Raw genomic sequence first — 21,012 nt, 5'->3', positions numbered from 1 at the left:
GATTGCTGGGGGCGGTACCGGGTGCCGTCCCCAGGCTGTAAAAGGAGTAATGCGGTATGTATGACTTAGTAATCACAGGCGCCAGACTGGCGGATGATCGGCTGGTGGATCTGGCGGTCAAAGGCGGCAAGATTGCCGAAGTGGGTCAATTGGCCGACGACGTCCACGCCCATCGAAGACTGGATCTGGCGGGTAACTGCCGCCTGAGCGCCGGCTGGATCGACTCCCACGTGCACTGCTACCCCTCTTCGCCGATTTACCATGACCAACCGGACTTGGTCGGCACGGCCTGTGGCGTCACCACGGTGGTGGATGCCGGCAGCACCGGCACCGACGACGTGGATGCGTTTTATACGCTGACGCGCAGCAGCAAAACCAACGTTTTCGCCTTCCTGAACATTTCGCGCATCGGCCTGCTGCGTCAGAACGAACTGGCTGATTTGGCAGACATCGACAAACAGAAAGTCAGCCGGGCGATCGACAAACATGCCGGTTTTGTCATCGGCATCAAGGCGCGCATGAGCAGCAGCGTCGTTGGCCAGAACGGCATCCGGCCGCTGGTGCTGGCCAAAGAGATCCAGCAAGAAAATAACCTGCTGCCGTTGATGGTTCATATCGGCAATAACCCGCCGGATCTGGATGAAATAGCCGATCTGCTAACCCGTGGCGACATTATCACTCACTGCTACAACGGCAAACCGAATCGCATTCTGACGCCGGCGGGCACGCTGCGTGAGTCTATCCAGCGCGCGCTAAAGCGCGGCGTCCTGCTGGATGTTGGCCACGGCACCGCCAGCTTCAGCTTCGAGGTGGCGCGCCAGGCGATAGCGCTTGGCATTTTGCCGCATACCATCAGCTCCGATATCTACTGCCGCAACCGGATGGCCGGGCCGGTACACAGCCTGGCGACGGTGATGTCCAAATTCTTCAGCGTTGGGTTATCGCTGCCGCAGGTGATTGCCTGCGTTACGGAAAATGCCGCCTCGGCGCTGCACCTGTCCCATAAGGGGCGACTAGAACCGGGCTGCGATGCCGATTTCACGCTGTTCGAGCTCCGTCAGGGGCCACAGGTGTTCGCCGATTCAGAAGGGCAGTCGGCCGAGGGTCAACAATTGCTGGTTCCGCTGGCCGCCGTGGTGGCCGGGGAAATCCTATTAACCGATGAAGGGAAAGCCGCTCATGTCTTCGATTTATGAAAAATATAATTTAAAACAGGTCATCAACACTTCAGGTCGCATGACTGCACTCGGCGTGTCTACGCCGCGCCAGGATGTCATAGACGCCGTGGATTACGGCATGAACCACTACTTCGAAATCAAGGATCTGGTCGACAAAACCGGCGCTTACATCGCCAATTTGCTGAATGTCGAAAGCGCGGTGGTGGTTTCCTGCGCCTCGGCGGGCATTGCCCAGTCAGTGGCGGCGCTGATCGTCAAAGACAACGCCAACCTGTTGGTGAACCTGCACTCCGCACCTATTACCGTTCCGCGCGAAATCGTGTTGCCGCGCGGTCATAACGTCAACTTTGGTGCGCCGGTCGATACCATGGTGGCGCTGGGTGGCGGTAAGGTGGTTGAAGCCGGTTACGCCAACGAGTGTTCCGCCGAACAGCTCGAGGCCTGCATTACGCCGCAAACGGCGGCGATCCTCTATATCAAGTCACACCACTGCGTGCAGAAAAGCATTCTTTCCGTTGAGCAGGCGGTGGTGGTGGCGCGCAAACATAACCTGCCGCTGATCGTCGATGCCGCGGCGGAAGAAGATCTGCTGTGCTACTACCAGATGGGAGCCGACCTGGTGGTTTACAGCGGCGCCAAGGCCATCGAAGGCCCGACCAGCGGTCTGGTGATTGGAAAGAAACAGTACGTCGAATGGGTGAAGCTGCAAACCGGCGGTATCGGCCGGGCGATGAAGGTCGGCAAAGAGGGCATCCTCGGCCTGACGCAGGCGATAGAAAGCTACCTGCGGCTGGAGAAAACCACCGGGCAGCAGATGGTTGAAAGAATGACGCCGTTTATCGACAGTCTGAATACCCTGACCGGTATCAGTGCCAAAACCGTTTGGGACAGCGCCGGGCGTGATATCGCACGGGCAGAAATCACGTTCGACGAAGCGGTGCTGGGATGGTCGACCTACGACATTGTGCAGGCGCTGAAAACCGGCGAGATTGCTATCTACTTCCGTGGCTATAAAGCTAACGAAGGCAAGATTGAAGTGGACGTGCGCAGCGTTGATCAGCAACAGCTGATGACCGTTTTCACCTGTATTAAAAATCTGTTCACGGAGAAACAAGCATGAAGCTGCAACCTAACTACTATCGCGATCGCGTGTGCCTCAACGTGTTGGCCGGTTCGAAAGACAACGCGCAGGAGATTTATGCGGCGGCAGAAGGGCATGTGCTGGTGGGGGTGCTTTCCAAGAACTACCCGGACGTCGACAGTGCAGTTGCGGACATGCAGCGTTATGCGCGTCTGATAGAAAATGCGCTGTCGGTAGGCTTGGGCGCAGGCGATCCTAAACAATCGGCGATGGTCAGCCTGATTTCCCAGCGGGTACAGCCGCAGCACGTCAATCAGGTGTTTACCGGCGTGGGCGCAAGCCGTGCGCTGCTGGGGCAGAATGACAGCGTGGTGAACGGTCTGGTGTCGCCAACCGGCCGCGTTGGCTGGGTAAAAATTTCGACGGGGCCGCTGAGCGCTGCCGCGCCGGACGGCATTGTGCCGGTGGAAACCGCCATCGCCTTGTTGAAAGACATGGGCGGTAGCTCAATCAAATATTTCCCGATGGGCGGACTGGCATGCAGAGAGGAATACGAGTATGTCGCCAAAGCCTGTGCCGAGCATGACTTTATGCTGGAACCGACCGGCGGTATCGATCTGGAAAACTTCGAGCCGATCGTCGAGATCGCATTGGCTGCCGGCGTGAAGCGGGTGATCCCGCACATCTATAGCTCAATCATCGACTCCAGCACCGGTAACACCCGCCCACAGGACGTGAAAACCCTGCTGGCGACCACCAAAAAGCTGGTGGGTTAAAGCACATTATCGGATGACGTAAGGCAGGGAGGCGCAGGCTCTGTATCCCCAGGCGCGGGCACACCGCGCCGCTATCTTTCCCCTCTGGCTTTCAAGTTGCAGCTAACTACGCTGTGGCTTGAAAGATGACGGGTATACCATCAGGATAACTATGCGAAACTGGCAAACATCTTCCACCCTGCGAACTGCAGTCACTCTGGCGCTGCTGGCGATGGCTAGCCCGGCGCTTCATGCTGAGGATGCAATGAAATCTACGTCATCTCATTTTGCTTATATCGGTACTTACAACCCTAACGGCGAAGGCGTTTACCGGGTGCAGGTCGATCCGGTCAGCGGCGCACTGAGCGCCAGAACCCTGGCCAGCAGCCAGCCGAACCCAGCACAGCTTACCGTGGATGCCAAAGGCCAGACGCTGTATGTCGCCAGCGAAGTGGCTGACTTTAACGGGACTCAGCATGGCGGCATTATTGCTTACCGTATCAATCCGACGGACGGCAACCTGACCCAGCTCAATCAGGTTGATGCGCAGGGGGCGGGGCCGGTTTATCTCTTCCTGACGCCAAACGGTCGTCATCTGTTGGTGGCAAACTATGTCAGCGGCACCGTAGCGGCTTTCCCGGTTGAAAGCGACGGCAAGCTGGGCACGGCCAGTTCGGTGCAGCAACAGCAAGGACCGGCAGGGGCCGGCAAGCCGGAGGCGGCGGTGGAGGGCAGCTTTGCTATCAGCGATCACAACGGCCCGCATGCGCATATGATCGCCAGCGATCCGAGCGGCAAGTTTGTGTTCTCCACCGATCTGGGGCTGGATCGTATTTATCAATGGCGCTTTGACGATGCCAGCGGCCAGTTAACGCCGAACGATCCGCCGTGGATCGCGGCATCTTCCGCCGGCGCCGGGCCGCGTCATTTCGTGTTTCATCCGGACGGGAAAACCTTGCTGCTGGTGAACGAAGAGGCTTCCACGCTGACCAGCTACCGTTTTGATAACCAAAAAGGTACTCTGAAACAGTTGCACGTGATCTCTTCGCTGCCAGCCGATTATAAGGGCACCAACTTCGCCGCCGGCCTGGTGCTGAGCGAGGATGGCAAAAATCTGTACGTGGCCAATCGGCTGCATAACAGCATCGCGCAGTTCAGCGTTGGCAGTGGCGGCGAGCTGCATTCGGTGGCGGAAACCTGGACGCGCGGGGATTATCCGCGCTCGTTAACGCTGAGTCCGGACGGGCGCTATCTGTATGCGATGAATCAACGCAGCGATAACGTCACCCGTTTCAGCGTGGATAAGGCCAGTGGCAAACTCAGCTTTGTTGAAGGCTATACGCCGGTCGGCAGCCCCTCGCAAATGGTGTTCTTGCCGCTAGCCAAGTAACTTGTTGCCCGCCGGATCCACCTGGCGGGCACTCTAATTGACGGAAAGAGAATGGTGCGATTTCCCTACCCGCGTTTGGCCTATCTGTTCGATGCTTTGCAGTCTGAAACCTTGCCGCAGGACGAGTTGGCGAAGCGTTTTGCCGTGTCCACCCGAACCGTGCGTGCTGATATCACCGCGCTGAACGATATTTTGGAAAAATATGGTGCGCACTTTGTGCATAGCCGCGGTGCGGGCTATCGCCTGCAGGTGGATGATGCCAGGTTGTTCAGCGCCCTGCAGCATCAGGAGCGTAAAAAACACGCCACGCCACGCAGCGCACAGGAGCGGGTACACTATCTGCTGGTTCGTTTTTTGACCTCAGCCTTTTCTCTGAAGCTGGAAGATTTAGCCGACGAATGGTTTGTCAGCCGCGGCACGCTGCAAAACGACATGGCTGAGGTGAGGGAGCGCCTGGCGCACTATCAGTTGACCATCGAGACCAAGCCGCGCTACGGCATGAAGCTGTTCGGCTCGGAGATGGCGATCCGCGCCTGCCTGACCGACTTGTTATTCCAACTGCATTTGGCCGACGCCGAAAACCCATTGCTTAACAATGAGATCCTGCAGCAACCGCAGGTGGCGACCTTTGCCGGGCTGCTGCATCCGCTGTTGTCTCAATATGCTATTCGTCTGACCGACGAAGGTGAACAGTACCTGATTTTCTACTGTGCGGTGGCATTACGGCGCATTACCGACGGCTATCCGTTGCCGGATTTTGACGTTGAGGACGGTGATGACGCTGTGCGTAAGGCTTCTACCTGGCTAGCCGGGGAGTTACGCAAAGCCAGCGGCAAAGAGGTCTCGATGGCGGAGGAGGCTTATCTACGGGTCAACATCGCCGCGCGTCGTGTGCAGGAGGTGCAGCCGACCGAGATCAACGCCGACGATGAAGAAGCGCTGGTGGATTACATCCTGTCGTATATCAATTCGCACTATAACTACAACCTGCAAGGGGACAAGCAGCTGCGGGCCGATCTGCTCACCCACATCAAAACCATGATCACCCGGGTGAAATACCAGATTAATATCCCCAACCCGCTGTTGGCGAACATCAAGCAGCACTACCCGATGGCCTACGACGTGACGCTGGCGGCCGTATCGAGCTGGGGAAAATACACGCCTTATACCCTGAGTGAAAACGAGATCGGCTATTTGGTGCTGCACATTGGCGTTGGCCTGGAGCGGCATTACAACATCGGTTATGAGCGCCATCCGCAGGTGATGTTGGTCTGCGATACCGGCAACTCGACGGTCCGGATGATCCAGGCGCAAATCGCACGCAAATACCCGCAGTTGGTGATGACGCGCATCGTTTCGCTACGCGATTACGAGGTGCTCAATCATATCGACGAAGACTTTGTCATTTCCAACGCGCGGGTCAGTGAAAAGAACAAACCGGTGGTGGTGATGTCACCGTTCCCGACCGAATACCAGCTAGAACAGTTGGGTAAGCTGGTGCTGGTGGATCGCACCAAGCCCTATATGCTGGAGAAGTTTTTCGACGCCGACCATTTTATGGTGGTGAACGAGCCGCTGACTCAGGCGCAATTGTTCCAGAAAGTGTGCAGCCAGCTTGAGCGCGAAGGCTACGTGGGTGATGACTTTTATCCGTCGGTCGTAGAGCGCGAGGCGATAGTTTCCACGCTGCTGGGCGAGGGGATCGCACTGCCGCACTCGCTGGGCCTGTTGGCGAAAAAAACCGTGGTGGTGACGTTGCTGGCGCCGCAGGGCGTGGTCTGGGGAGAGGGCGAAATCGCCCACGTGATCTTCCTGTTGGCGATCAGCAAAAGCGATTACGAAGAAGCGATGGCTATTTATGAGCTGTTTGTCACCTTTGTACGCGAGCGTTCAATGAGCCGCCTGTTGGGCAGCGACAACTTCGATAGCTTCAAGGCGGTGGCGCTGGACTGTTTGAGCCGGATCTAGGACTGGAGGGCCCTCTCTAACGGGCTTCAGGCAAGAACAAGGCCGGCGGCAGGTTGAAACGTTTTGCCAGCGCCATGATATGGGGTATGGTCAGCGATCGCTTTCCGCTTAGAATTTGGCTCACCAGTGACTTTTTGCCGATCTCGTTTTCGAAGTCGCTTTGACTGAGGCCATATTGCTCCATCAGCACGCTCAGCGCGGCTACACCTTGTGGTAGCTGTGCGATACGCTGATTGAACTCTGCAAAATCAGGGCTGTTATCTTCATACTCGACGATCTTGGCTGCCAGAACGTCAATCAGCGGGTGGCGCTCGTCGGTTTCAAGCAGGTGTTCCACTAACGCCAGAGCATCACGGTAATCCTGTGGCGAGGTGCTGCCACCTAACAAGGGTATGGCGCGTAACAGCTCATGGGTGGCCTTAAGCGCATCGGTGATCATTTTGGGTTCCTCCGGTACTGCTGCAGTAATCTGTCGTACTCTGCATGAGTCACTATCTGTTTAACAAATATTTTCTGGGTATCAAAACTGGCAAAGAATAAGATCCTGAGATGATTTCCTCCGACATCAATGACCCACCATTTTGCTTTGTACTTCATTCTGTCCAGGCTGGGGAAAAGGGATTTTAAATCTTCCGGCGTATGAAATGTCCCCCGGCGCAGCGTTTTGTAGATTGTGTTGAGAGAGGCTGCTTCGTTGGGGTAGCGGATTGCGGCCTCGTTGAACGGTTCCCTTGAAATTATATGCATCTCTCCCTCATCCATGCCCTGTCATCATTGTAGCGGCTGAATCGCTAGTTCACAAATTGTAAACTTCCTTTTTGTCTCTGCGGCGAGCGGCGGCGTAACTTGTCGGTAGGGTTTAGTATTTTGCCGTTGAGAAACCACTATAGATTTATTATTAAATAATAAAATCATGTGATTATGCTTATTACAATCGTTGGGATCGGGTTTGCAGAGAGGCAAGGTGTTTCTATTTAGCATGCATCGGGAATTGGGGATGTCTCACAAATGCTGAACGCGCCTTGATGGGCGCGTTCTTGATATTGGCTTCTTCGCTGCGGGGAAGCTAGTCTTCGTCAAAACCGGAATTAATCAGTTCGATCACCGCGGCCAGCGCTTTCACCTCATCCGGGCCGGTGGCTTCCACCTCGATATGGCGTCCTTGCGCAGAGTCCAGCATCAGCAGCGCAATCACGCTGCTGGCCTCGGCCTCGGTGCCGCTGTCGTTACGCAGCATCACTTCGGCATCAAAACTCTGCACCAGCTCGAACAGCTTCATCGCCGGGCGGGCGTGCATGCCCAGTTTGTTTTTGATTTCAACCGTTTGCTTGACCGTCATTGTTTGCGTTTTTCCAGCGTGCGGTGGCGTGACTGTACGTTCTTGCCGCGTGAGCGGAAGTAATCGGCCAACTGTTCCGCTACGTAGACTGAACGGTGTTTACCGCCGGTACAGCCAATGGCCACCGTCAGATAGCTGCGGTTGTTGGTTTCCAGCATTGGCAACCACTGTTCCAGATAGCTGCGGGTCTGGTAGATAAAGTTGTGCACCTCAGTGTGACGATCGAGGAATGAGGCGACGGGTTTATCCAGGCCGGTCATCGGGCGAAGTTTAGGATCCCAGTGTGGGTTCGGCAGGAAACGTACGTCGAACACGTAATCGGCGTCGATCGGGATACCGTGCTTAAAGCCGAAGGATTCAAACACCATGGTCAGCTCGCGCTCGCGTTTGCCCAGTAAACGGGTACGCAGCATTTCGGCCAGTTCATGCACCGACATTTCCGAGGTGTCGATGATCAGATCGGCTCGTGAACGCAGTGGTTCCAGCAGATCGCTTTCTTCATCGATAGCGCTTTCCAGCGACAGGTTCTTGCTGGACAGCGGGTGCAAACGGCGAGTATCACTGTAACGACGAATCAGCGTGTTGCGATCGGCGTCGAGGAACAGCAACTGCGGCGAAAAGCTGTCCGGCAGTTGGGTCATCGCATATTCAAACACTTCCGGCGATTCCGGCATGTTACGCACGTCGATGCTTACCGCCGCGGAGCTGTTGCGTTCCGCCAGCGTATTGGCAAGCTGCGGCAGCAGTACCACGGGCAGGTTATCAACGCAGTAAAAACCCATGTCTTCCAGCGCCCGCAAGGCGACGGATTTCCCTGAACCGGAACGGCCGCTGACAATCATCAGCACCATGTGGCAACTCCCCCTGGCATCTCAGTGGCGTTTATCGCCACCGTTAGAAACTTTATTATTCCGATCTGAACCGGAATCCATCATGGCTAAACAGTATCGTTATCCGGGCTGGAAGTCACGCCAGCCGGGCGTTACTCGGTGATGATTTGGTAAAGCTCTTCGTCACTTTGCGCCGCGCGCAGGCGGCGGCATACTGTTTTGTCGGCCAGACGCTTGGCGACCAGAGACAGGGTATGCAGATGGGTTTTACATTGGTCGGCCGGCACCAGCAGGGCGAACAGCAGATCGACCGGCTGGTTATCAATGGCGTCGAAGGCGATAGGTTGGTCGAGACGAATAAACACGCCAACGGCCCGCAGTGTGTCCTCTTCCAGTTTGCCATGGGGGATGGCGATACCGTTGCCGATACCGGTGCTGCCCATGCGCTCGCGGGTGAGAACCGCGTCAAATACCACCTGGGGTGGCAGATTGAGCTGTTTGGCGGCCAGTTCGCTGATAATTTCCAAAGCCCGTTTCTTGCTGGTGCAATGTACGGAGCTTCTGGTGCACTCGATATTTAATACCGAGCTTAACTGCATTGTTTCGTTGTTCATCTCATCTTCACTTAAAACCACACCAGCAAGCAGGCTTGTGAGGTGATTTTTCGCCTTGTTTAACCCTGATGGCTTATCGGCGCGTACCCAAACAGGTAACGCGCCGATGGCCGAGGCTACGTTTGAGCCGTACCCGCTGACGGAAACGGCCCAGAATGTCAGTGTTGTTTCAATTTGTCTTTATGTTTGTTCAATTGACGCGCCAGTTTGTCGATCAGGGTATCAATTGCCGCATACATGTTCTCGTCTTCCGAGGTGGCGTGCAACTCGCCTCCATTCACGTGCACCGTCGCTTCCGCAATCTGCTGCACTTTTTCCACACTAAGCACGACATACACCTGATTTATGCGGTCAAAATACTGTTCGAGTTTGGCGAACTTGGTGTTCACGAACTCACGCAAGGGTTCGGTGATTTCGATGTGGTGTCCGGTAATGTTGAGCTGCATAGTGTCTTCCTTCTCAATAGAGGTCAAACCAACTGTTTACGCTGGTTGGACGGCGGGATGGACAAAGACTCTCGGTACTTGGCGACGGTACGCCGCGCCACGATGATCCCCTGATCGGAGAGCAGGGTAGCCAGCTTGCTGTCGCTGAGCGGTTTGGCGGGGTTTTCCGCCGCAATCAATTTCTTCACCACCGCCCGGATCGCCGTAGAGGAAGCTTCGCCCCCGCTGTCGGTATTCACGTGGCTTGAGAAGAAATATTTCAATTCGAAAATGCCGCGCGGACTGTGCAAAAACTTCTGCGTGGTCACGCGTGAGATTGTCGATTCATGCATCTCCACGGCCTGAGCGATATCCGCCAGCACCATGGGCTTCATAAATTCCGCGCCTTGCTCAAAGAACGCCTGCTGCTGCTCGACGATGCAGCGCGAAACTTTCAGCAGGGTGTCGTTGCGGCTTTCCAGGCTCTTGATCAGCCATTTCGCTTCCTGCAAATTGCTGCGGATGTACTGACCGTCGCTGTCGTTACGCGCGCTATTGCCCAGCGCAGCATACTGCTGATTGATCTTCAGCCTTGGGATGCTGTCGCTGTTGAGCTCGACCGTCCACACATCCTGCACTTTGCGTACCAGCACGTCCGGGATCACGTACTCAGATTCGCCGGTGTTGATCGACTGGCCTGGACGCGGATCGAGTGACTGGATCAGCAACATCGCTTCTTTCAGTGTATCTTCTTTTGAGCGCGTTGTTCGCATCAGGCTGCGAAAGTCGTGGTTAGCCAGCAAGTCCAGATGTTCGCTGATGATCAGGCGCGCTTCCGCCAGGTAAGGCGTGTCTTGGGCGTATTGGGATAGCTGAACCAGCAGGCAATCGCGCAGGTCGCGCGCCGCTACGCCAACCGGATCAAACCGCTGTACGCGTTTCAATACCGCCTCGACTTCGTCCATTGTCACATTCTCGTCACCCATGCTCTCCAGAATGTCTTCCAGCGGCACGGTGAGATAGCCGGTGTCATCGACGGCGTCGACGATCGAGGTGGCAATGGCAGCATCGGTATCGGAAAACGGCGTCAGATCCACCTGCCACATCAGGTAATCCTGCAGGGTTTGGGTGGTTTCACCCTGATACACCGGCAGTTCGTCGTCACTGTAATCGGTGCGAGTTCCTGACGGAGTTCCGGCGGTATAGATCTCGTCCCAGGTGGCGTCCAGCGGCAGCTCTTCGGGCATGTCCTTTTGTTCCAGCGCCTCCCGGGTATCCAAACCTTCGGTTTCGGTCGTCTCTTTCGCGTCGATTTCTTCGTGCAGATCGGTCTGTTCAAGCAGTGGATTGCTCTCTAACGCCAGCTGTATCTCCTGCTGGAGCTCAAGCGTGGACAACTGCAGCAGTCGTATGGCCTGCTGGAGCTGGGGGGTCATTGCCAGTTGTTGGCTAAACCTGAGTTGCAAACCTTGCTTCATATTCTTCAGTCTACTTCCGTTAACAGTCGCCCATCAGGACGCGCCGGTACTCAGAGGCGGAATTCTTCGCCCAGATAAACGCGTTTTACCTGCTCATCGGCCAGAATAGCATCCGGCGTGCCGTGAGCAATCAGTTTGCCTTGGCTGACGATATAGGCGCGTTCACACACGTCCAGCGTTTCGCGCACGTTATGGTCGGTGATCAGCACGCCCAGGCCGCTGTCACGCAAGTGCTCGATAATTTTTTTAATGTCGATAACGGAAATCGGGTCAACCCCGGCGAAGGGTTCATCCAGCAGGATGAATTTCGGGTTAGCCGCCAGCGCACGGGCGATCTCCACGCGGCGACGTTCGCCACCGGACAGCGCCTGGCCCAGGTTGTCGCGCAGATGGGAGATATGGAACTCTTCCATCAGCTCCACCGCACGGTCCGCCCGCTGTTCGCTGCTGAGATCGTCACGGATCTCCAGCACCGCCATCAGGTTGTCGTAAACGCTCAGGCGGCGGAAGATCGAGGCTTCCTGCGGCAGATAGCCGATGCCACGACGCGCACGGGCGTGCAGCGGCAGCAGGCTGATGTCTTCTTCGTCAATCACGATACGTCCGGCATCACGCTGAACGATACCGACCACCATGTAGAACGTGGTGGTCTTGCCGGCCCCGTTTGGCCCCAGCAGGCCGACGATCTCGCCGGATTTCACTTTCAGGCTGACGTCTTCAACGACTTTGCGGCCCTTGTAGGCTTTCGCCAGGTTTTCTGCGATGAGTGTAGCCATAAGTGATTAGTTACTCTTGTTTTGCCCGTTTTTGTCTTGCAACTGCGACGGTACCAGAACCGTAGTCACGCGCTTGCCTTTATCGCTAAACGCCTGCATTTGCTGCTGTTGCACCAGGTAGGTGATGCGATCGCCCTTGACGTTGCTGTCGAGCTGTTCCAGGTAGGCGTTCCCGGTCAGGGTCACCAACTGAGACGCCACATCGTAACGCACCTTCTGAGCGTGGCCTTTCACCGGCTTGCCGCTGTCTTGCATCTGATAGAAGGTTACCGGGTTGCCGAAAGCTTCAATATAGGTTTTGTTCTGATCGCCGCCTGGGCGGGTGACCACGACTTTGTCCGCTTTGATATCGATGGTGCCTTGCTTGATCACCACGTTATCGGTAAAGGTGCTGACGTTGCTCTGCATGTCCAGAGACTGTTTCAGCGAGTCGATGCTCACCGGCTGATTGGAGTCGGACTTCAGCGCCCATGCGGGGGCGCTGGCGGCCAAAATCAAGCTGCCGATTAACAGATTACGGCTTGGTTTGTTGGTTTTGAATTTCATAGTTGGTCTTAACCTTATCAATCAGCTCAGCGGTCTTGGCCCGCAGGTTCCCACGCATTTTCATGCCGTTAGAGGTGAAGTTCGTCCCGTAGAGCGTCACTTCGTCATCCGAAGACACATCCTGGGTCACCAGGTTCACCTGAGCATTGTCTGTTTTAATTTTTTCCAGCTGCGACGTGGTGGTCAGGCTGTTCACCTCGACGTGGCCGTAAAGATACAGCATCCGGTCTTTAGTCAGTTTGGCGCGGTCGGCGCGAACTGACCAGGTGGCCACCGCGTTTTCATCAAACAGCGTCATCACCGGCTGGGTGAACCAGCTTAATTCATCGGCGGTGTAGTACTTCACGTCTTCCGCCACCAGCTTGTAACTCAGCTTGCCGGTCGGATTGTACACTATGGTGACCGTATGCTGGCTCTGATAAGTCGGGTCCTGGCTGTTCACCGGTCCCGGAGCAGTATCATCACTGAAATCCGTCATGTTCCAGCCAATCAGCGCCAGTGCGATCACCGCCAGCAGCACGGTGATCCAAAGTTTGGTTTTACTCATATCGATAGCCCTTTGGCGTCTTCCAGCTTGTTTTGAGCCAAAAGAATAATGTCGCACAGCTCACGTACCGCACCGCGGCCGCCGGCAATGCGGGTAACATAATGGGCCCGTGGCGTCAGCAGCGGGTGCGCATCTGCCACCGCGACCGCCAGGCCAACCTGCGCCATCACCGGCCAGTCGATCAGGTCATCGCCGATATAGGCGACCTGATCCGCCGTCAGCGACAGTGTATCCAACAGTTCGCGGAAGGCCAAAAGCTTATCGGATTGCCCCTGATAAAGGTGCGTGATGCCGAGCGTTTTAGCCCGGTCTTCCAATAGCTTGGCGGAGCGACCGGTAATGATCGCCACTTCGATATCCGAGGTTTTCAGGCAGCGGATGCCGTAACCGTCGCGTACGTTGAACGCTTTTAATTCTTCGCCATTGTTGCCCATGAAAATCAGGCCGTCTGACAGCACGCCATCGACATCACAAATCAGCAGGCGGATTTTGCCGGCACGCGCCATGACATCTTGCTCTACAGGCCCGTAGCAGGTTTCAACCAGACTCATTGAGTTCTCTTCCATAGTTAAACGACGCCGGCGCGCAGCATGTCATGCATATGTACCACACCCAGCAATTGGTCGCCATCGGCAACCAGCAACGCGGTGATATGGCGCTGCTGCATCAGGTTCAGCGCGTCGACCGCCAGCAGGTTCGGGCGTACCCGCACGCCGCCGAGCGTCATGACATCGACGATCCGCGCTTCGTTGAGATTGATGCCCATATCGAAAATCCGGCGCAGGTCACCGTCGGTGAAGATACCGGCGATTTTCATCAAATCATCGCAGATAACCGTCATGCCCAGATTTTTGCGGGTAATTTCCAGTAGTGCGTCGCGCAGCGATGCATCGGCGCTGACGTGAGGAATTTCATCGCCGCTGTGCATGATGTCGCAGACGCGCAGCAACAGGCGGCGACCCAGAGCGCCCCCCGGGTGCGATAACGCAAAATCTTCCGGCGTGAAACCGCGCGCCTTTAACAGTGCGACGGCCAACGCATCCCCCATCACCAGCGTAGCGGTGGTGCTGGTGGTCGGCGCCAGGCCGAGTGGGCAAGCTTCCTGTGGCACCTTGATGCACAGGTGAATATCCGCCGCTTTGCCCATCGAACTTTCCGGGTTGTTGGTCATGCAGATCAGCGGGATGCGCTGACGCTTCAATACCGGGATCAGCGCCTGTATTTCGTTAGACTCACCCGAATTGGAAATGGCGAGCACAATATCCTGTGCGGTGACCATGCCGAGATCGCCATGGCTGGCCTCGGCCGGGTGAACAAAGAACGACGGCGTTCCGGTGCTGGCGAAGGTGGCGGCAATCTTGCAGCCGATGTGCCCGGATTTACCCATGCCCATCACCACCACTTTGCCGCTGCATTCGGCGATCAACTCGCAGGCGCGGGTAAAGTCTGCATTGATGTATTGATCGAGCTGGGCCAGCCCGTCACGCTCAATCTGCAGCACTTCTTTGCCTGCCTGCTGAAAATCAAAGCCCGGTTGCAACTGAATGTTCGACATGCTCATTCCCATCGGTCATACCCGTCATCTCTCAAGTTACAGCGCCGTTACCACTCATCCCGGTGACTTACCTGAGTAAGCGCCTGGGGATGAGTGAGCTTGCCGCCTGGCTGCAACTTGAAAGCTAGAGGCTATAGCTAAATGAATTGAAAGGGTTAAAAAACAGCACCGCAAGGTACGCAATAAAACCACATAATAACAGAGCGCCGGCCAGATGGCCGATGCGATGTTTGCGCCCGATGCACAGGGCGCTGAGCACAATGCTGACCGCCAGCATGACCCAGTAATCGCGATGGAAGGCGGCGCCATCGACGGTCCCCGGAGACAGCAGGGCGGGCACGCCCAGCACGATCACCGTGTTGAAAATGTTGGAGCCGATGATATTGCCAATTGCCATATCATCTTCGCCCTTGAGTGCCCCGGCGATGGACGTCGCCAACTCCGGCAGGCTGGTGCCGATGGCGATGACGGTCAGGCCGACCACCAACTCACTCATACCGAAATAGTGCGCGATGACCGTGGCGTTATCGACCACCATTTTGGAAGACAGCGGCAGAATGATAAATGCCAGCACCAGCCACAGTATCGCCACGGTGTTGCTGCTGTCCTGCGGCAATTCGGCGATTTGCTCCACGGTCAGGCTGTCGCTGCCTTCGCGCTGCGCCAACCGGGCAATTTTCAACATCAACAGAATAAATACCGCGGCGGCGGCCAACAGCAGCACGCCATCCAGCCGGCTCAGCGTGCCGTCCATCAGCACGAAACCGCACAATACTGTGACCGCCAACATCAGCGGCAGTTCGCGCCGCAACACTTCGGATCGCGCCGCCAGCGGGTGTATCAGCGCGGCAACGCCGAGGATCAGTAAAATATTCGTGATGTTGGAACCTAGTACGTTCCCCACGGCCATATCTATTTGCCCATTCAGTGCCGCAGTGGTCGACACGAACAGCTCCGGCAGTGAAGTGCCTATGCCGACGATGGTCATACCGATAATCAGCGGTGGCACGCCGAGTGAACGGGAAATTACCGCAGCACCGTAAACTAAGCGGTCTGCACCATATACCAGTAAAAATAAACCAACGATTAATAAAGCTATCGCGAGAAACATGCAGGGTCCTTTGTTGGGTATCATCCCGGTTCGTTGGTTAAAAGCCGTAATTCGGCTATCTTGCTTTGCCCTCCGTTGCGCAGGTTAAAGCCGCAGCAACGGGTTTTCCCGGCTAATATATGAACACTTTCGTTTTTTTTCGTTATGGCGCCAATTTTGACCGGGTGGCGCGTAAAAGTAAAATTAGGCTGTGCTTCTCCTTGTACGGGAGCACCGCTGGTGGCAATTTGAGTGCGCAGCAAGGCGCGAGTCGTGAGATTTGGTGTGCCAAATAAGCGGCTCGTAACACAGGGGCGCGCTCAAATGGCCCCAGCCCTTAGGGTCGCGCCCCAAAAGCCCGTACTCTGCGTTGTCGGGCTTGAACGTAGGTCCACTATGCCCATCACCCTCCGCCTTGATTACGGACTTTTGGGTCTGCGACGGTGCCACGCACAAGGAGAAGCACAGCCTTAGCGCACCATTGGTAGCGAAATGGCGGTAAGTTTTTGTAAAGATGAGACGCATTGCGCCCGTTGCTTTAACATCGTGGGTAGATTTGGCAAAAATGACCCGTGAAGGATCAATTAACATGCACCAGAAGGCAGAGAATCTGGTCGAAGTTCGCGACATGACGTTCACGCGCGGCGATCGACTGATATTCGAAGATATCAACCTGACGGTTCCCCGTGGCAAGGTCACGGCGATCATGGGGCCGTCCGGCATTGGCAAAACGACGCTGCTGCGTTTGATTGGCGGTCAACTGGCACCGGACAGCGGTGAAATCTGGTTTGATGGCGATAACATTCCCGCGTTGTCTCGCCATCAACTGTATGAAGCGCGCAAGAAAATGAGCATGCTGTTTCAGTCTGGTGCGCTGTTCACCGATCTGACGGTGTTCGAAAACGTGGCGTACCCGCTGCGCGAACATAGCCGTTTGCCGGAGCCCATTCTGCGCAGCACGGTGATGATGAAGCTGGAAGCGGTTGGACTGCGTGGCGCAGCCGATCTGATGCCCAATGAATTGTCCGGCGGTATGGCGCGCCGTGCCGCACTGGCGCGAGCGATTGCGCTCGATCCGGAGATGATCATGTTCGACGAACCTTTCGTCGGCCAGGATCCCATCACCATGGGCGTGCTGGTGAAGCTGATCGATGAGCTGAATCATGCACTGGGCATTACCTGCATCGTGGTTTCGCACGACGTGCCGGAAGTGCTGAGCATCGCCGACTACGCTTACATTGTGGCCGATCATCGGGTGATAGCCGAAGGCACGGCGCAGCAATTACAGAACAATCCTGATGCACGCGTGCGCCAGTTCCTGGATGGTATTGCCGATGGGCCGGTACCCTTCCGTTATCCGGCCGGTGATTATCAGGCCGAGCTGTTAGGTTTAGGGAGTAAATAAGCTGATGTTATTTCAGGCGTTAGCGTCGTTAGGACGCCGTGGCATCAACACCAGCGCCAGCTTTGGGCGTGCTGGGTTGATGCTGTTCAACGCGCTGGTCGGGCGGCCTGAGCCGCGCAGGCAGTGGCCACTGTTGCTCAAGCAGTTGCACAGCGTGGGCGTGCAGTCGCTGCTGATCATCGTGGTTTCCGGGTTGTTTATCGGTATGGTGCTGGGGTTGCAGGGTTATCTGGTACTCACCACTTACAGCGCAGAAGCCAGCCTGGGCATGATGGTGGCGTTATCACTGCTGCGTGAACTGGGCCCGGTGGTCACCGCGTTGCTGTTTGCCGGGCGTGCCGGCTCTGCATTGACGGCCGAAATTGGCCTGATGAAGGCAACGGAACAAATCTCCAGCCTGGAAATGATGGCCGTCGATCCGCTGCGGCGTATCGTTGCGCCGCGCTTCTGGGCCGGTTTGATCAGCATGCCCTTGCTGACGATGATTTTTGTCGCTATCGGTATCTGGGGCGGCTCGGTGGTGGGCGTAGACTGGAAGGGCATTGACAGTGGCTTCTTCTGGTCGGCCATGCAGGGCGCCGTTGAGTGGAAAAAAGACTTGCTCAACTGCCTGATCAAGAGCGTGGTATTTGCCATCACCGTGACCTGGATTGCCATCTTCAACGGGTATGATGCCGTACCCACCTCTGAAGGGATAAGCCGGGCAACGACCCGTACCGTGGTACATTCGTCACTGGCGGTGTTGGGATTGGATTTCGTGCTGACAGCACTGATGTTTGGGAATTGATTCGATGCAAACGAAGAAGAGTGAAATCTGGGTTGGGGCATTTATGCTGATTGCGCTGTGCGCCATCGTGTTTTTGTGCCTGCAAGTGGCGAACATTAAGTCGATCGGTAACGAGCCAACATACCGCATCTACGCGACCTTCGATAACATCGGTGGTTTGAAAGCGCGTTCTCCGGTGAAAATCGGCGGTGTGATGATTGGCCGAGTGGCTGATATTACGCTCGATCCTAAAACCTATACGCCGCGCGTAGCCCTGGATATCCAGGATAAATACGACCAGATCCCGGACACCAGCTCACTGGCGATCCGTACCTCCGGCCTGTTGGGGGAGCAATATCTGGCGCTGAACGTCGGTTTTGAAGATCCGGATATGGGCACGGCCATCTTGAAAGATGGCGGCACGATTCAGGACACCAAATCAGCCATGGTTCTGGAAGATCTGATCGGCCAGTTCCTGTATAAGAGCGGCGGTCAGGATGATGCTGCCAAAACGGGAGACGCGGCTGCTCAGCCGGCTGCCGGTGCAGCTCCACAAGCCGCTGCCCCTATTCATTAAGAGAGGAAACCTGCATGTTTAAACGTTTACTTATGGTTGCCCTGCTGGTGGTCGCACCGCTGGCGAATGCGGTCGATCAGACCAATCCTTACAGCCTGATGCAAGACGCGGCTGAGAAGACCTTCACCCGTCTGAAAACCGAACAGCCGAAGATCAAGCAGGACCCTAACTACCTGCGTTCCGTGGTGCATCAGGAGCTGATGCCGTTTGTGCAGGTCAAATACGCCGGTGCGCTGGTGCTGGGCCGTTTTTACAAAGAAGCGACGCCGGCGCAGCGTGAAGCCTACTTCACCGCTTTCCAGGCCTATCTGGAACAGGCTTACGGCCAGGCGCTGGCGATGTACCACGGCCAGACTTATCAGATTGAGCCAGAGAAGCCGCTGGGCGACGCCAGCATTGTGGCGATCCGCGTGACCATCATCGACAACGGCGGTCGTCCGCCGGTGCGTCTGGACTTCCAGTGGCGCAAAAACACCAAAACCGGTCACTGGCAGGCTTATGACATGATCGCCGAAGGCGTCAGCATGATCACCACCAAGCAGAACGAGTGGGCTTCTACGCTGCGTACCCAGGGGATCGACGGCCTGACCAAGCAGCTGCAGGCGGCGGCGGCTCAGCCGATTACTCTGGATCAGAAAAACTGATGTCAGCTGCACTCAGCTTTGAATCGCAGCAACAGACCCTGATCCTGCGCGGTGCGTTGGATCGGGAAACCCTGTTGCCGTTGTGGGAACAGCGGGAAACGTTGCTGGCGGATAAAACCGCTATCGACGTTGCTCAACTGCAGCGGGTGGACTCGTCCGGGCTGGCACTGCTGGTGCATCTGCGCGAACAGCAGCGCCAGCATGGCGTGGAATTAAAAATTTCTGGCGCCGGCGATCGCTTGAAAACGTTGATCGCACTGTACAATCTGCAAGCAATAATGCCTGTCGATACCGCTGGTTAGCCCGATTTTCGACTGGATGAAGACGTTTTCTCCCCAGAAAGCCCCTGTTGTACAGGGGCTTTTTCTTTAGTTTAAGAAAACGTCGTATTCCACTAAGATATCAGGCTGATTATGATCCTTTTGATACAGAACTGGATACTATGGAAAATAGCGAGATTAAAGATGTGCTGATGCGCGCATTGGCACTGGAAGAAGCACATGTTACCGGCGACGGCAGCCATTTTCAGGTGATCGTGGTCGGTGAGCTGTTTGCCGCCATGAGCCGCGTCAAGAAACAACAGGCGGTCTATGCGCCGTTGATGGAATACATTGCGGACAACCGTATTCACGCCTTGTCGATTAAGGCGTACACCCCTGAAGAGTGGCAGCGAGATCGCAAACTCAACGGATTTTAAGGCTGTTTGCCCAGCGGGGCGGGCAGCGTCAGTTTAGATAACAGAGAGTAGTCAAATGGATAAATTTCGTGTGCAGGGCCGGACCCGCCTCAGCGGTGAAGTGGCTATTTCCGGGGCTAAAAACGCCGCCCTGCCGATCCTGTTCGCCGCATTGTTAGCGGAAGAGCCGGTCGAGTTGCAGAATGTCCCGAAGCTGAAGGACATCGACACCACCATTAAGCTACTCAGCCAATTAGGCACCAAGATTGAACGCAACGGTTCCGTATTCGTTGACGCCAGCGGCGTGAACGAATTCTGTGCGCCCTACGATCTGGTGAAAACCATGCGCGCTTCTATCTGGGCGTTGGGGCCGTTGGTTGCCCGTTTCGGCCGTGGTCAGGTTTCTCTGCCGGGCGGCTGCGCCATCGGTGCGCGTCCGGTCGATCTGCATATTACCGGTCTGGAACAGCTCGGTGCAGAGATCAAACTGGAAGAAGGCTATGTTAAAGCCTCCGTCGATGGCCGCCTGAAGGGCGCACACATCGTTATGGACAAGGTCAGCGTTGGCGCTACCGTGACCATCATGAGTGCTGCCACCCTGGCGACCGGTACCACCGTGATTGAGAATGCGGCCCGCGAACCGGAAATTGTCGATACGGCCAACTTCCTCAACACGCTCGGCGCAAAAATCACCGGTGCCGGCAGTGACCGCATTACTATCGAAGGGGTTGAGCGTCTGGGCGGCGGTGTTTATCGCGTTCTGCCGGATCGCATCGAGACCGGTACCTTCCTGATCGCTGCAGCCGTTTCCGGTGGCAAGGTGATGTGCCGTGATACCCGTCCTGATACGCTGGATGCCGTGTTGGCCAAGCTGCGCGAAGCCGGTGCGGATATCGAAGTGGGCGAAGACTGGATCAGTCTGGATATGCATGGCAAACGCCCTAAAGCGGTGACCGTGCGTACTGCGCCACACCCGGGGTTCCCGACCGATATGCAGGCTCAGTTCAGCCTGCTGAACCTGGTTGCGGAAGGCACCGGTGTGATCACCGAAACCATCTTTGAAAACCGCTTCATGCATGTGCCTGAGCTGATCCGTATGGGTGCACACGCTGAGATCGAGAGCAACACCGTGATTTGCCACGGCGTTGAGCAACTGTCAGGGGCTCAGGTGATGGCGACCGATCTGCGTGCTTCAGCCAGCCTGGTATTGGCCGGTTGCATCGCCGATGGCGTGACCGTCGTCGATCGTATCTATCACATCGACCGTGGTTATGAGCGTATCGAAGACAAGCTGCGCGCGCTGGGTGCTAACATCGAGCGTGTGAAAGGCGAGTAATTTGTCTGACGCCGGGGCCTGGCGCCGGCGTAGTCA

The 21,012-nt window shown here is 56.2% G+C and carries 25 protein-coding genes; 12 read left to right on the top strand and 13 right to left on the bottom strand.

Translation table 11 applies throughout. From position 1 onward, the window contains the following. Window positions 1-56 precede the first annotated feature (56 nt). The 5 genes from EBA31_RS23035 (at window position 57) to EBA31_RS23015 (ending at window position 6,372) form a co-directional block, all read left to right on the top strand. Window positions 57-1,196, top strand: coding sequence for an amidohydrolase/deacetylase family metallohydrolase (locus EBA31_RS23035; RefSeq protein WP_122080301.1), 1,140 nt, complete (start codon window positions 57-59; stop codon window positions 1,194-1,196). Next, entirely contained in the window at window positions 1,180-2,298 is a 1,119-nt protein-coding gene (locus EBA31_RS23030; protein ID WP_020831886.1) for a DgaE family pyridoxal phosphate-dependent ammonia lyase, read from the top strand. The genes EBA31_RS23035 and EBA31_RS23030 overlap by 17 nt, the downstream gene beginning before the upstream one ends. Then, complete coding sequence (locus tag EBA31_RS23025; protein ID WP_122080300.1) at window positions 2,295-3,035, top strand: KDGP aldolase family protein; 741 nt, start codon at window positions 2,295-2,297, stop codon at window positions 3,033-3,035. The genes EBA31_RS23030 and EBA31_RS23025 overlap by 4 nt, the downstream gene beginning before the upstream one ends. 151 nt (window positions 3,036-3,186) lie before the next feature. Further along, on the top strand, window positions 3,187-4,404 hold the full coding sequence (locus EBA31_RS23020; protein WP_122080299.1) for a lactonase family protein: 1,218 nt from the start codon (window positions 3,187-3,189) through the stop codon (window positions 4,402-4,404). 51 nt (window positions 4,405-4,455) lie between these two features. Then, window positions 4,456-6,372, top strand: a complete 1,917-nt coding sequence (locus EBA31_RS23015; RefSeq protein WP_116691073.1) for a transcription antiterminator — start codon at window positions 4,456-4,458, stop codon at window positions 6,370-6,372. A gap of 16 nt (window positions 6,373-6,388) precedes the next feature. On the opposite strand, the gene EBA31_RS23010 is transcribed toward EBA31_RS23015, so the two are convergent. The 13 genes from EBA31_RS23010 to EBA31_RS22950 all read right to left on the bottom strand — a co-directional run bounded on the left by EBA31_RS23010 (window position 6,389) and on the right by EBA31_RS22950 (window position 15,593). After that, the gene (locus EBA31_RS23010; protein ID WP_020831880.1) at window positions 6,389-6,811 is read right to left on the bottom strand and encodes a type II toxin-antitoxin system HigA family antitoxin; all 423 of its coding nucleotides are present in this window, start codon (window positions 6,809-6,811) and stop codon (window positions 6,389-6,391) included. After that, the gene (locus EBA31_RS23005) at window positions 6,808-7,119 is read right to left on the bottom strand and encodes a type II toxin-antitoxin system HigB family toxin (RefSeq protein WP_041415720.1); all 312 of its coding nucleotides are present in this window, start codon (window positions 7,117-7,119) and stop codon (window positions 6,808-6,810) included. The genes EBA31_RS23010 and EBA31_RS23005 overlap by 4 nt, the downstream gene beginning before the upstream one ends. Window positions 7,120-7,438: 319 nt before the next feature. After that, window positions 7,439-7,711, bottom strand: coding sequence for a PTS phosphocarrier protein NPr (gene npr / locus EBA31_RS23000; protein WP_020831874.1), 273 nt, complete (start codon window positions 7,709-7,711; stop codon window positions 7,439-7,441). Continuing rightward, window positions 7,708-8,562, bottom strand: coding sequence for an RNase adapter RapZ (gene rapZ / locus EBA31_RS22995; protein ID WP_012147065.1), 855 nt, complete (start codon window positions 8,560-8,562; stop codon window positions 7,708-7,710). Before rapZ ends, npr begins: the two co-directional genes overlap by 4 nt. 131 nt (window positions 8,563-8,693) lie before the next feature. Continuing rightward, window positions 8,694-9,155, bottom strand: coding sequence for a PTS IIA-like nitrogen regulatory protein PtsN (gene ptsN, locus EBA31_RS22990; RefSeq protein WP_115060613.1), 462 nt, complete (start codon window positions 9,153-9,155; stop codon window positions 8,694-8,696). Between the two features lie 158 nt (window positions 9,156-9,313). Beyond that, window positions 9,314-9,601 (bottom strand): ribosome hibernation promoting factor, encoded by a 288-nt coding sequence (gene hpf, locus EBA31_RS22985; protein WP_004948547.1) that lies wholly within the window; start codon window positions 9,599-9,601, stop codon window positions 9,314-9,316. 23 nt (window positions 9,602-9,624) lie between these two features. Continuing rightward, on the bottom strand, window positions 9,625-11,058 hold the full coding sequence (gene rpoN / locus EBA31_RS22980) for an RNA polymerase factor sigma-54 (protein ID WP_020831868.1): 1,434 nt from the start codon (window positions 11,056-11,058) through the stop codon (window positions 9,625-9,627). A 50-nt stretch (window positions 11,059-11,108) separates the two neighbouring features. Next, the gene (lptB, locus tag EBA31_RS22975; protein ID WP_020831867.1) at window positions 11,109-11,834 is read right to left on the bottom strand and encodes an LPS export ABC transporter ATP-binding protein; all 726 of its coding nucleotides are present in this window, start codon (window positions 11,832-11,834) and stop codon (window positions 11,109-11,111) included. Between the two features lie 6 nt (window positions 11,835-11,840). Then, window positions 11,841-12,380 carry a lipopolysaccharide ABC transporter substrate-binding protein LptA gene (gene lptA / locus EBA31_RS22970; protein ID WP_020831865.1) on the bottom strand — a complete coding sequence of 180 codons (540 nt, stop codon included), beginning with the start codon at window positions 12,378-12,380 and terminating at the stop codon, window positions 11,841-11,843. Continuing rightward, window positions 12,349-12,927, bottom strand: a complete 579-nt coding sequence (gene lptC / locus EBA31_RS22965; protein WP_115060611.1) for an LPS export ABC transporter periplasmic protein LptC — start codon at window positions 12,925-12,927, stop codon at window positions 12,349-12,351. The genes lptA and lptC overlap by 32 nt, the downstream gene beginning before the upstream one ends. Next, on the bottom strand, window positions 12,924-13,478 hold the full coding sequence (kdsC, locus tag EBA31_RS22960; protein ID WP_122080298.1) for a 3-deoxy-manno-octulosonate-8-phosphatase KdsC: 555 nt from the start codon (window positions 13,476-13,478) through the stop codon (window positions 12,924-12,926). Before kdsC ends, lptC begins: the two co-directional genes overlap by 4 nt. A gap of 17 nt (window positions 13,479-13,495) precedes the next feature. Further along, the gene (gene kdsD / locus EBA31_RS22955; RefSeq protein WP_044553673.1) at window positions 13,496-14,482 is read right to left on the bottom strand and encodes an arabinose-5-phosphate isomerase KdsD; all 987 of its coding nucleotides are present in this window, start codon (window positions 14,480-14,482) and stop codon (window positions 13,496-13,498) included. Between the two features lie 124 nt (window positions 14,483-14,606). Continuing rightward, complete coding sequence (locus EBA31_RS22950) at window positions 14,607-15,593, bottom strand: calcium/sodium antiporter (protein ID WP_122080297.1); 987 nt, start codon at window positions 15,591-15,593, stop codon at window positions 14,607-14,609. Between the two features lie 568 nt (window positions 15,594-16,161). On the opposite strand from EBA31_RS22950, the gene mlaF reads away from it, so the two are divergent. From mlaF to murA, 7 genes are all read left to right on the top strand, one after another. Beyond that, on the top strand, window positions 16,162-16,977 hold the full coding sequence (mlaF, locus tag EBA31_RS22945) for a phospholipid ABC transporter ATP-binding protein MlaF (RefSeq protein ID WP_020831858.1): 816 nt from the start codon (window positions 16,162-16,164) through the stop codon (window positions 16,975-16,977). Between the two features lie 4 nt (window positions 16,978-16,981). Next, window positions 16,982-17,764: a lipid asymmetry maintenance ABC transporter permease subunit MlaE gene (mlaE, locus tag EBA31_RS22940; RefSeq protein ID WP_046372552.1), complete on the top strand. Its 783-nt coding sequence runs from the start codon at window positions 16,982-16,984 to the stop codon at window positions 17,762-17,764. A gap of 4 nt (window positions 17,765-17,768) precedes the next feature. Then, a complete protein-coding gene (gene mlaD / locus EBA31_RS22935) occupies window positions 17,769-18,320 on the top strand; it encodes an outer membrane lipid asymmetry maintenance protein MlaD (protein ID WP_041415008.1) in 552 nt (183 codons plus the stop codon). 14 nt (window positions 18,321-18,334) lie between these two features. Next, the gene (mlaC, locus tag EBA31_RS22930) at window positions 18,335-18,964 is read left to right on the top strand and encodes a phospholipid-binding protein MlaC (RefSeq protein WP_044553666.1); all 630 of its coding nucleotides are present in this window, start codon (window positions 18,335-18,337) and stop codon (window positions 18,962-18,964) included. Beyond that, window positions 18,964-19,266 carry a lipid asymmetry maintenance protein MlaB gene (gene mlaB, locus EBA31_RS22925; RefSeq protein WP_020831851.1) on the top strand — a complete coding sequence of 101 codons (303 nt, stop codon included), beginning with the start codon at window positions 18,964-18,966 and terminating at the stop codon, window positions 19,264-19,266. The genes mlaC and mlaB overlap by 1 nt, the downstream gene beginning before the upstream one ends. Before the next feature lie 140 nt (window positions 19,267-19,406). Further along, window positions 19,407-19,661 (top strand): BolA family iron metabolism protein IbaG, encoded by a 255-nt coding sequence (gene ibaG / locus EBA31_RS22920; protein WP_020831850.1) that lies wholly within the window; start codon window positions 19,407-19,409, stop codon window positions 19,659-19,661. A gap of 55 nt (window positions 19,662-19,716) precedes the next feature. Next, a complete protein-coding gene (murA, locus tag EBA31_RS22915) occupies window positions 19,717-20,976 on the top strand; it encodes a UDP-N-acetylglucosamine 1-carboxyvinyltransferase (protein ID WP_020831849.1) in 1,260 nt (419 codons plus the stop codon). The last annotated feature ends 36 nt before the right edge of the window (window positions 20,977-21,012 follow it).

This window comes from Serratia sp. P2ACOL2 (assembly GCF_003691565.1).
GTDB classification, from domain to species: domain Bacteria; phylum Pseudomonadota; class Gammaproteobacteria; order Enterobacterales; family Enterobacteriaceae; genus Serratia; species Serratia liquefaciens.
This window is presented reverse-complemented; position numbering and strand designations above follow the sequence as displayed.

Bases quoted from the DNA above. Each gene is read 5' to 3' on its own strand.
- rapZ (WP_012147065.1), bottom strand. From the start codon at position 8,562: ATGGTGCTGATGATTGTCAGCGGCCGTTCCGGTTCAGGGAAATCCGTC.
- hpf (WP_004948547.1), bottom strand. From the start codon at position 9,601: ATGCAGCTCAACATTACCGGACACCACATCGAAATCACCGAACCCTTG.
- ibaG (WP_020831850.1), top strand. From the start codon at position 19,407: ATGGAAAATAGCGAGATTAAAGATGTGCTGATGCGCGCATTGGCACTG.
- EBA31_RS23025 (WP_122080300.1), top strand. From the start codon at position 2,295: ATGAAGCTGCAACCTAACTACTATCGCGATCGCGTGTGCCTCAACGTG.
- mlaB (WP_020831851.1), top strand. From the start codon at position 18,964: ATGTCAGCTGCACTCAGCTTTGAATCGCAGCAACAGACCCTGATCCTG.
- lptA (WP_020831865.1), bottom strand. From the start codon at position 12,380: ATGAAATTCAAAACCAACAAACCAAGCCGTAATCTGTTAATCGGCAGC.
- mlaC (WP_044553666.1), top strand. From the start codon at position 18,335: ATGTTTAAACGTTTACTTATGGTTGCCCTGCTGGTGGTCGCACCGCTG.
- mlaD (WP_041415008.1), top strand. From the start codon at position 17,769: ATGCAAACGAAGAAGAGTGAAATCTGGGTTGGGGCATTTATGCTGATT.
- kdsC (WP_122080298.1), bottom strand. From the start codon at position 13,478: ATGAGTCTGGTTGAAACCTGCTACGGGCCTGTAGAGCAAGATGTCATG.
- lptC (WP_115060611.1), bottom strand. From the start codon at position 12,927: ATGAGTAAAACCAAACTTTGGATCACCGTGCTGCTGGCGGTGATCGCA.
- EBA31_RS23010 (WP_020831880.1), bottom strand. From the start codon at position 6,811: ATGATCACCGATGCGCTTAAGGCCACCCATGAGCTGTTACGCGCCATA.
- EBA31_RS23020 (WP_122080299.1), top strand. From the start codon at position 3,187: ATGCGAAACTGGCAAACATCTTCCACCCTGCGAACTGCAGTCACTCTG.
- lptB (WP_020831867.1), bottom strand. From the start codon at position 11,834: ATGGCTACACTCATCGCAGAAAACCTGGCGAAAGCCTACAAGGGCCGC.
- EBA31_RS23005 (WP_041415720.1), bottom strand. From the start codon at position 7,119: ATGCATATAATTTCAAGGGAACCGTTCAACGAGGCCGCAATCCGCTAC.
- npr (WP_020831874.1), bottom strand. From the start codon at position 7,711: ATGACGGTCAAGCAAACGGTTGAAATCAAAAACAAACTGGGCATGCAC.
- EBA31_RS23035 (WP_122080301.1), top strand. From the start codon at position 57: ATGTATGACTTAGTAATCACAGGCGCCAGACTGGCGGATGATCGGCTG.
- ptsN (WP_115060613.1), bottom strand. From the start codon at position 9,155: ATGAACAACGAAACAATGCAGTTAAGCTCGGTATTAAATATCGAGTGC.
- murA (WP_020831849.1), top strand. From the start codon at position 19,717: ATGGATAAATTTCGTGTGCAGGGCCGGACCCGCCTCAGCGGTGAAGTG.
- rpoN (WP_020831868.1), bottom strand. From the start codon at position 11,058: ATGAAGCAAGGTTTGCAACTCAGGTTTAGCCAACAACTGGCAATGACC.
- mlaE (WP_046372552.1), top strand. From the start codon at position 16,982: ATGTTATTTCAGGCGTTAGCGTCGTTAGGACGCCGTGGCATCAACACC.
- kdsD (WP_044553673.1), bottom strand. From the start codon at position 14,482: ATGTCGAACATTCAGTTGCAACCGGGCTTTGATTTTCAGCAGGCAGGC.
- EBA31_RS23015 (WP_116691073.1), top strand. From the start codon at position 4,456: ATGGTGCGATTTCCCTACCCGCGTTTGGCCTATCTGTTCGATGCTTTG.
- mlaF (WP_020831858.1), top strand. From the start codon at position 16,162: ATGCACCAGAAGGCAGAGAATCTGGTCGAAGTTCGCGACATGACGTTC.
- EBA31_RS22950 (WP_122080297.1), bottom strand. From the start codon at position 15,593: ATGTTTCTCGCGATAGCTTTATTAATCGTTGGTTTATTTTTACTGGTA.
- EBA31_RS23030 (WP_020831886.1), top strand. From the start codon at position 1,180: ATGTCTTCGATTTATGAAAAATATAATTTAAAACAGGTCATCAACACT.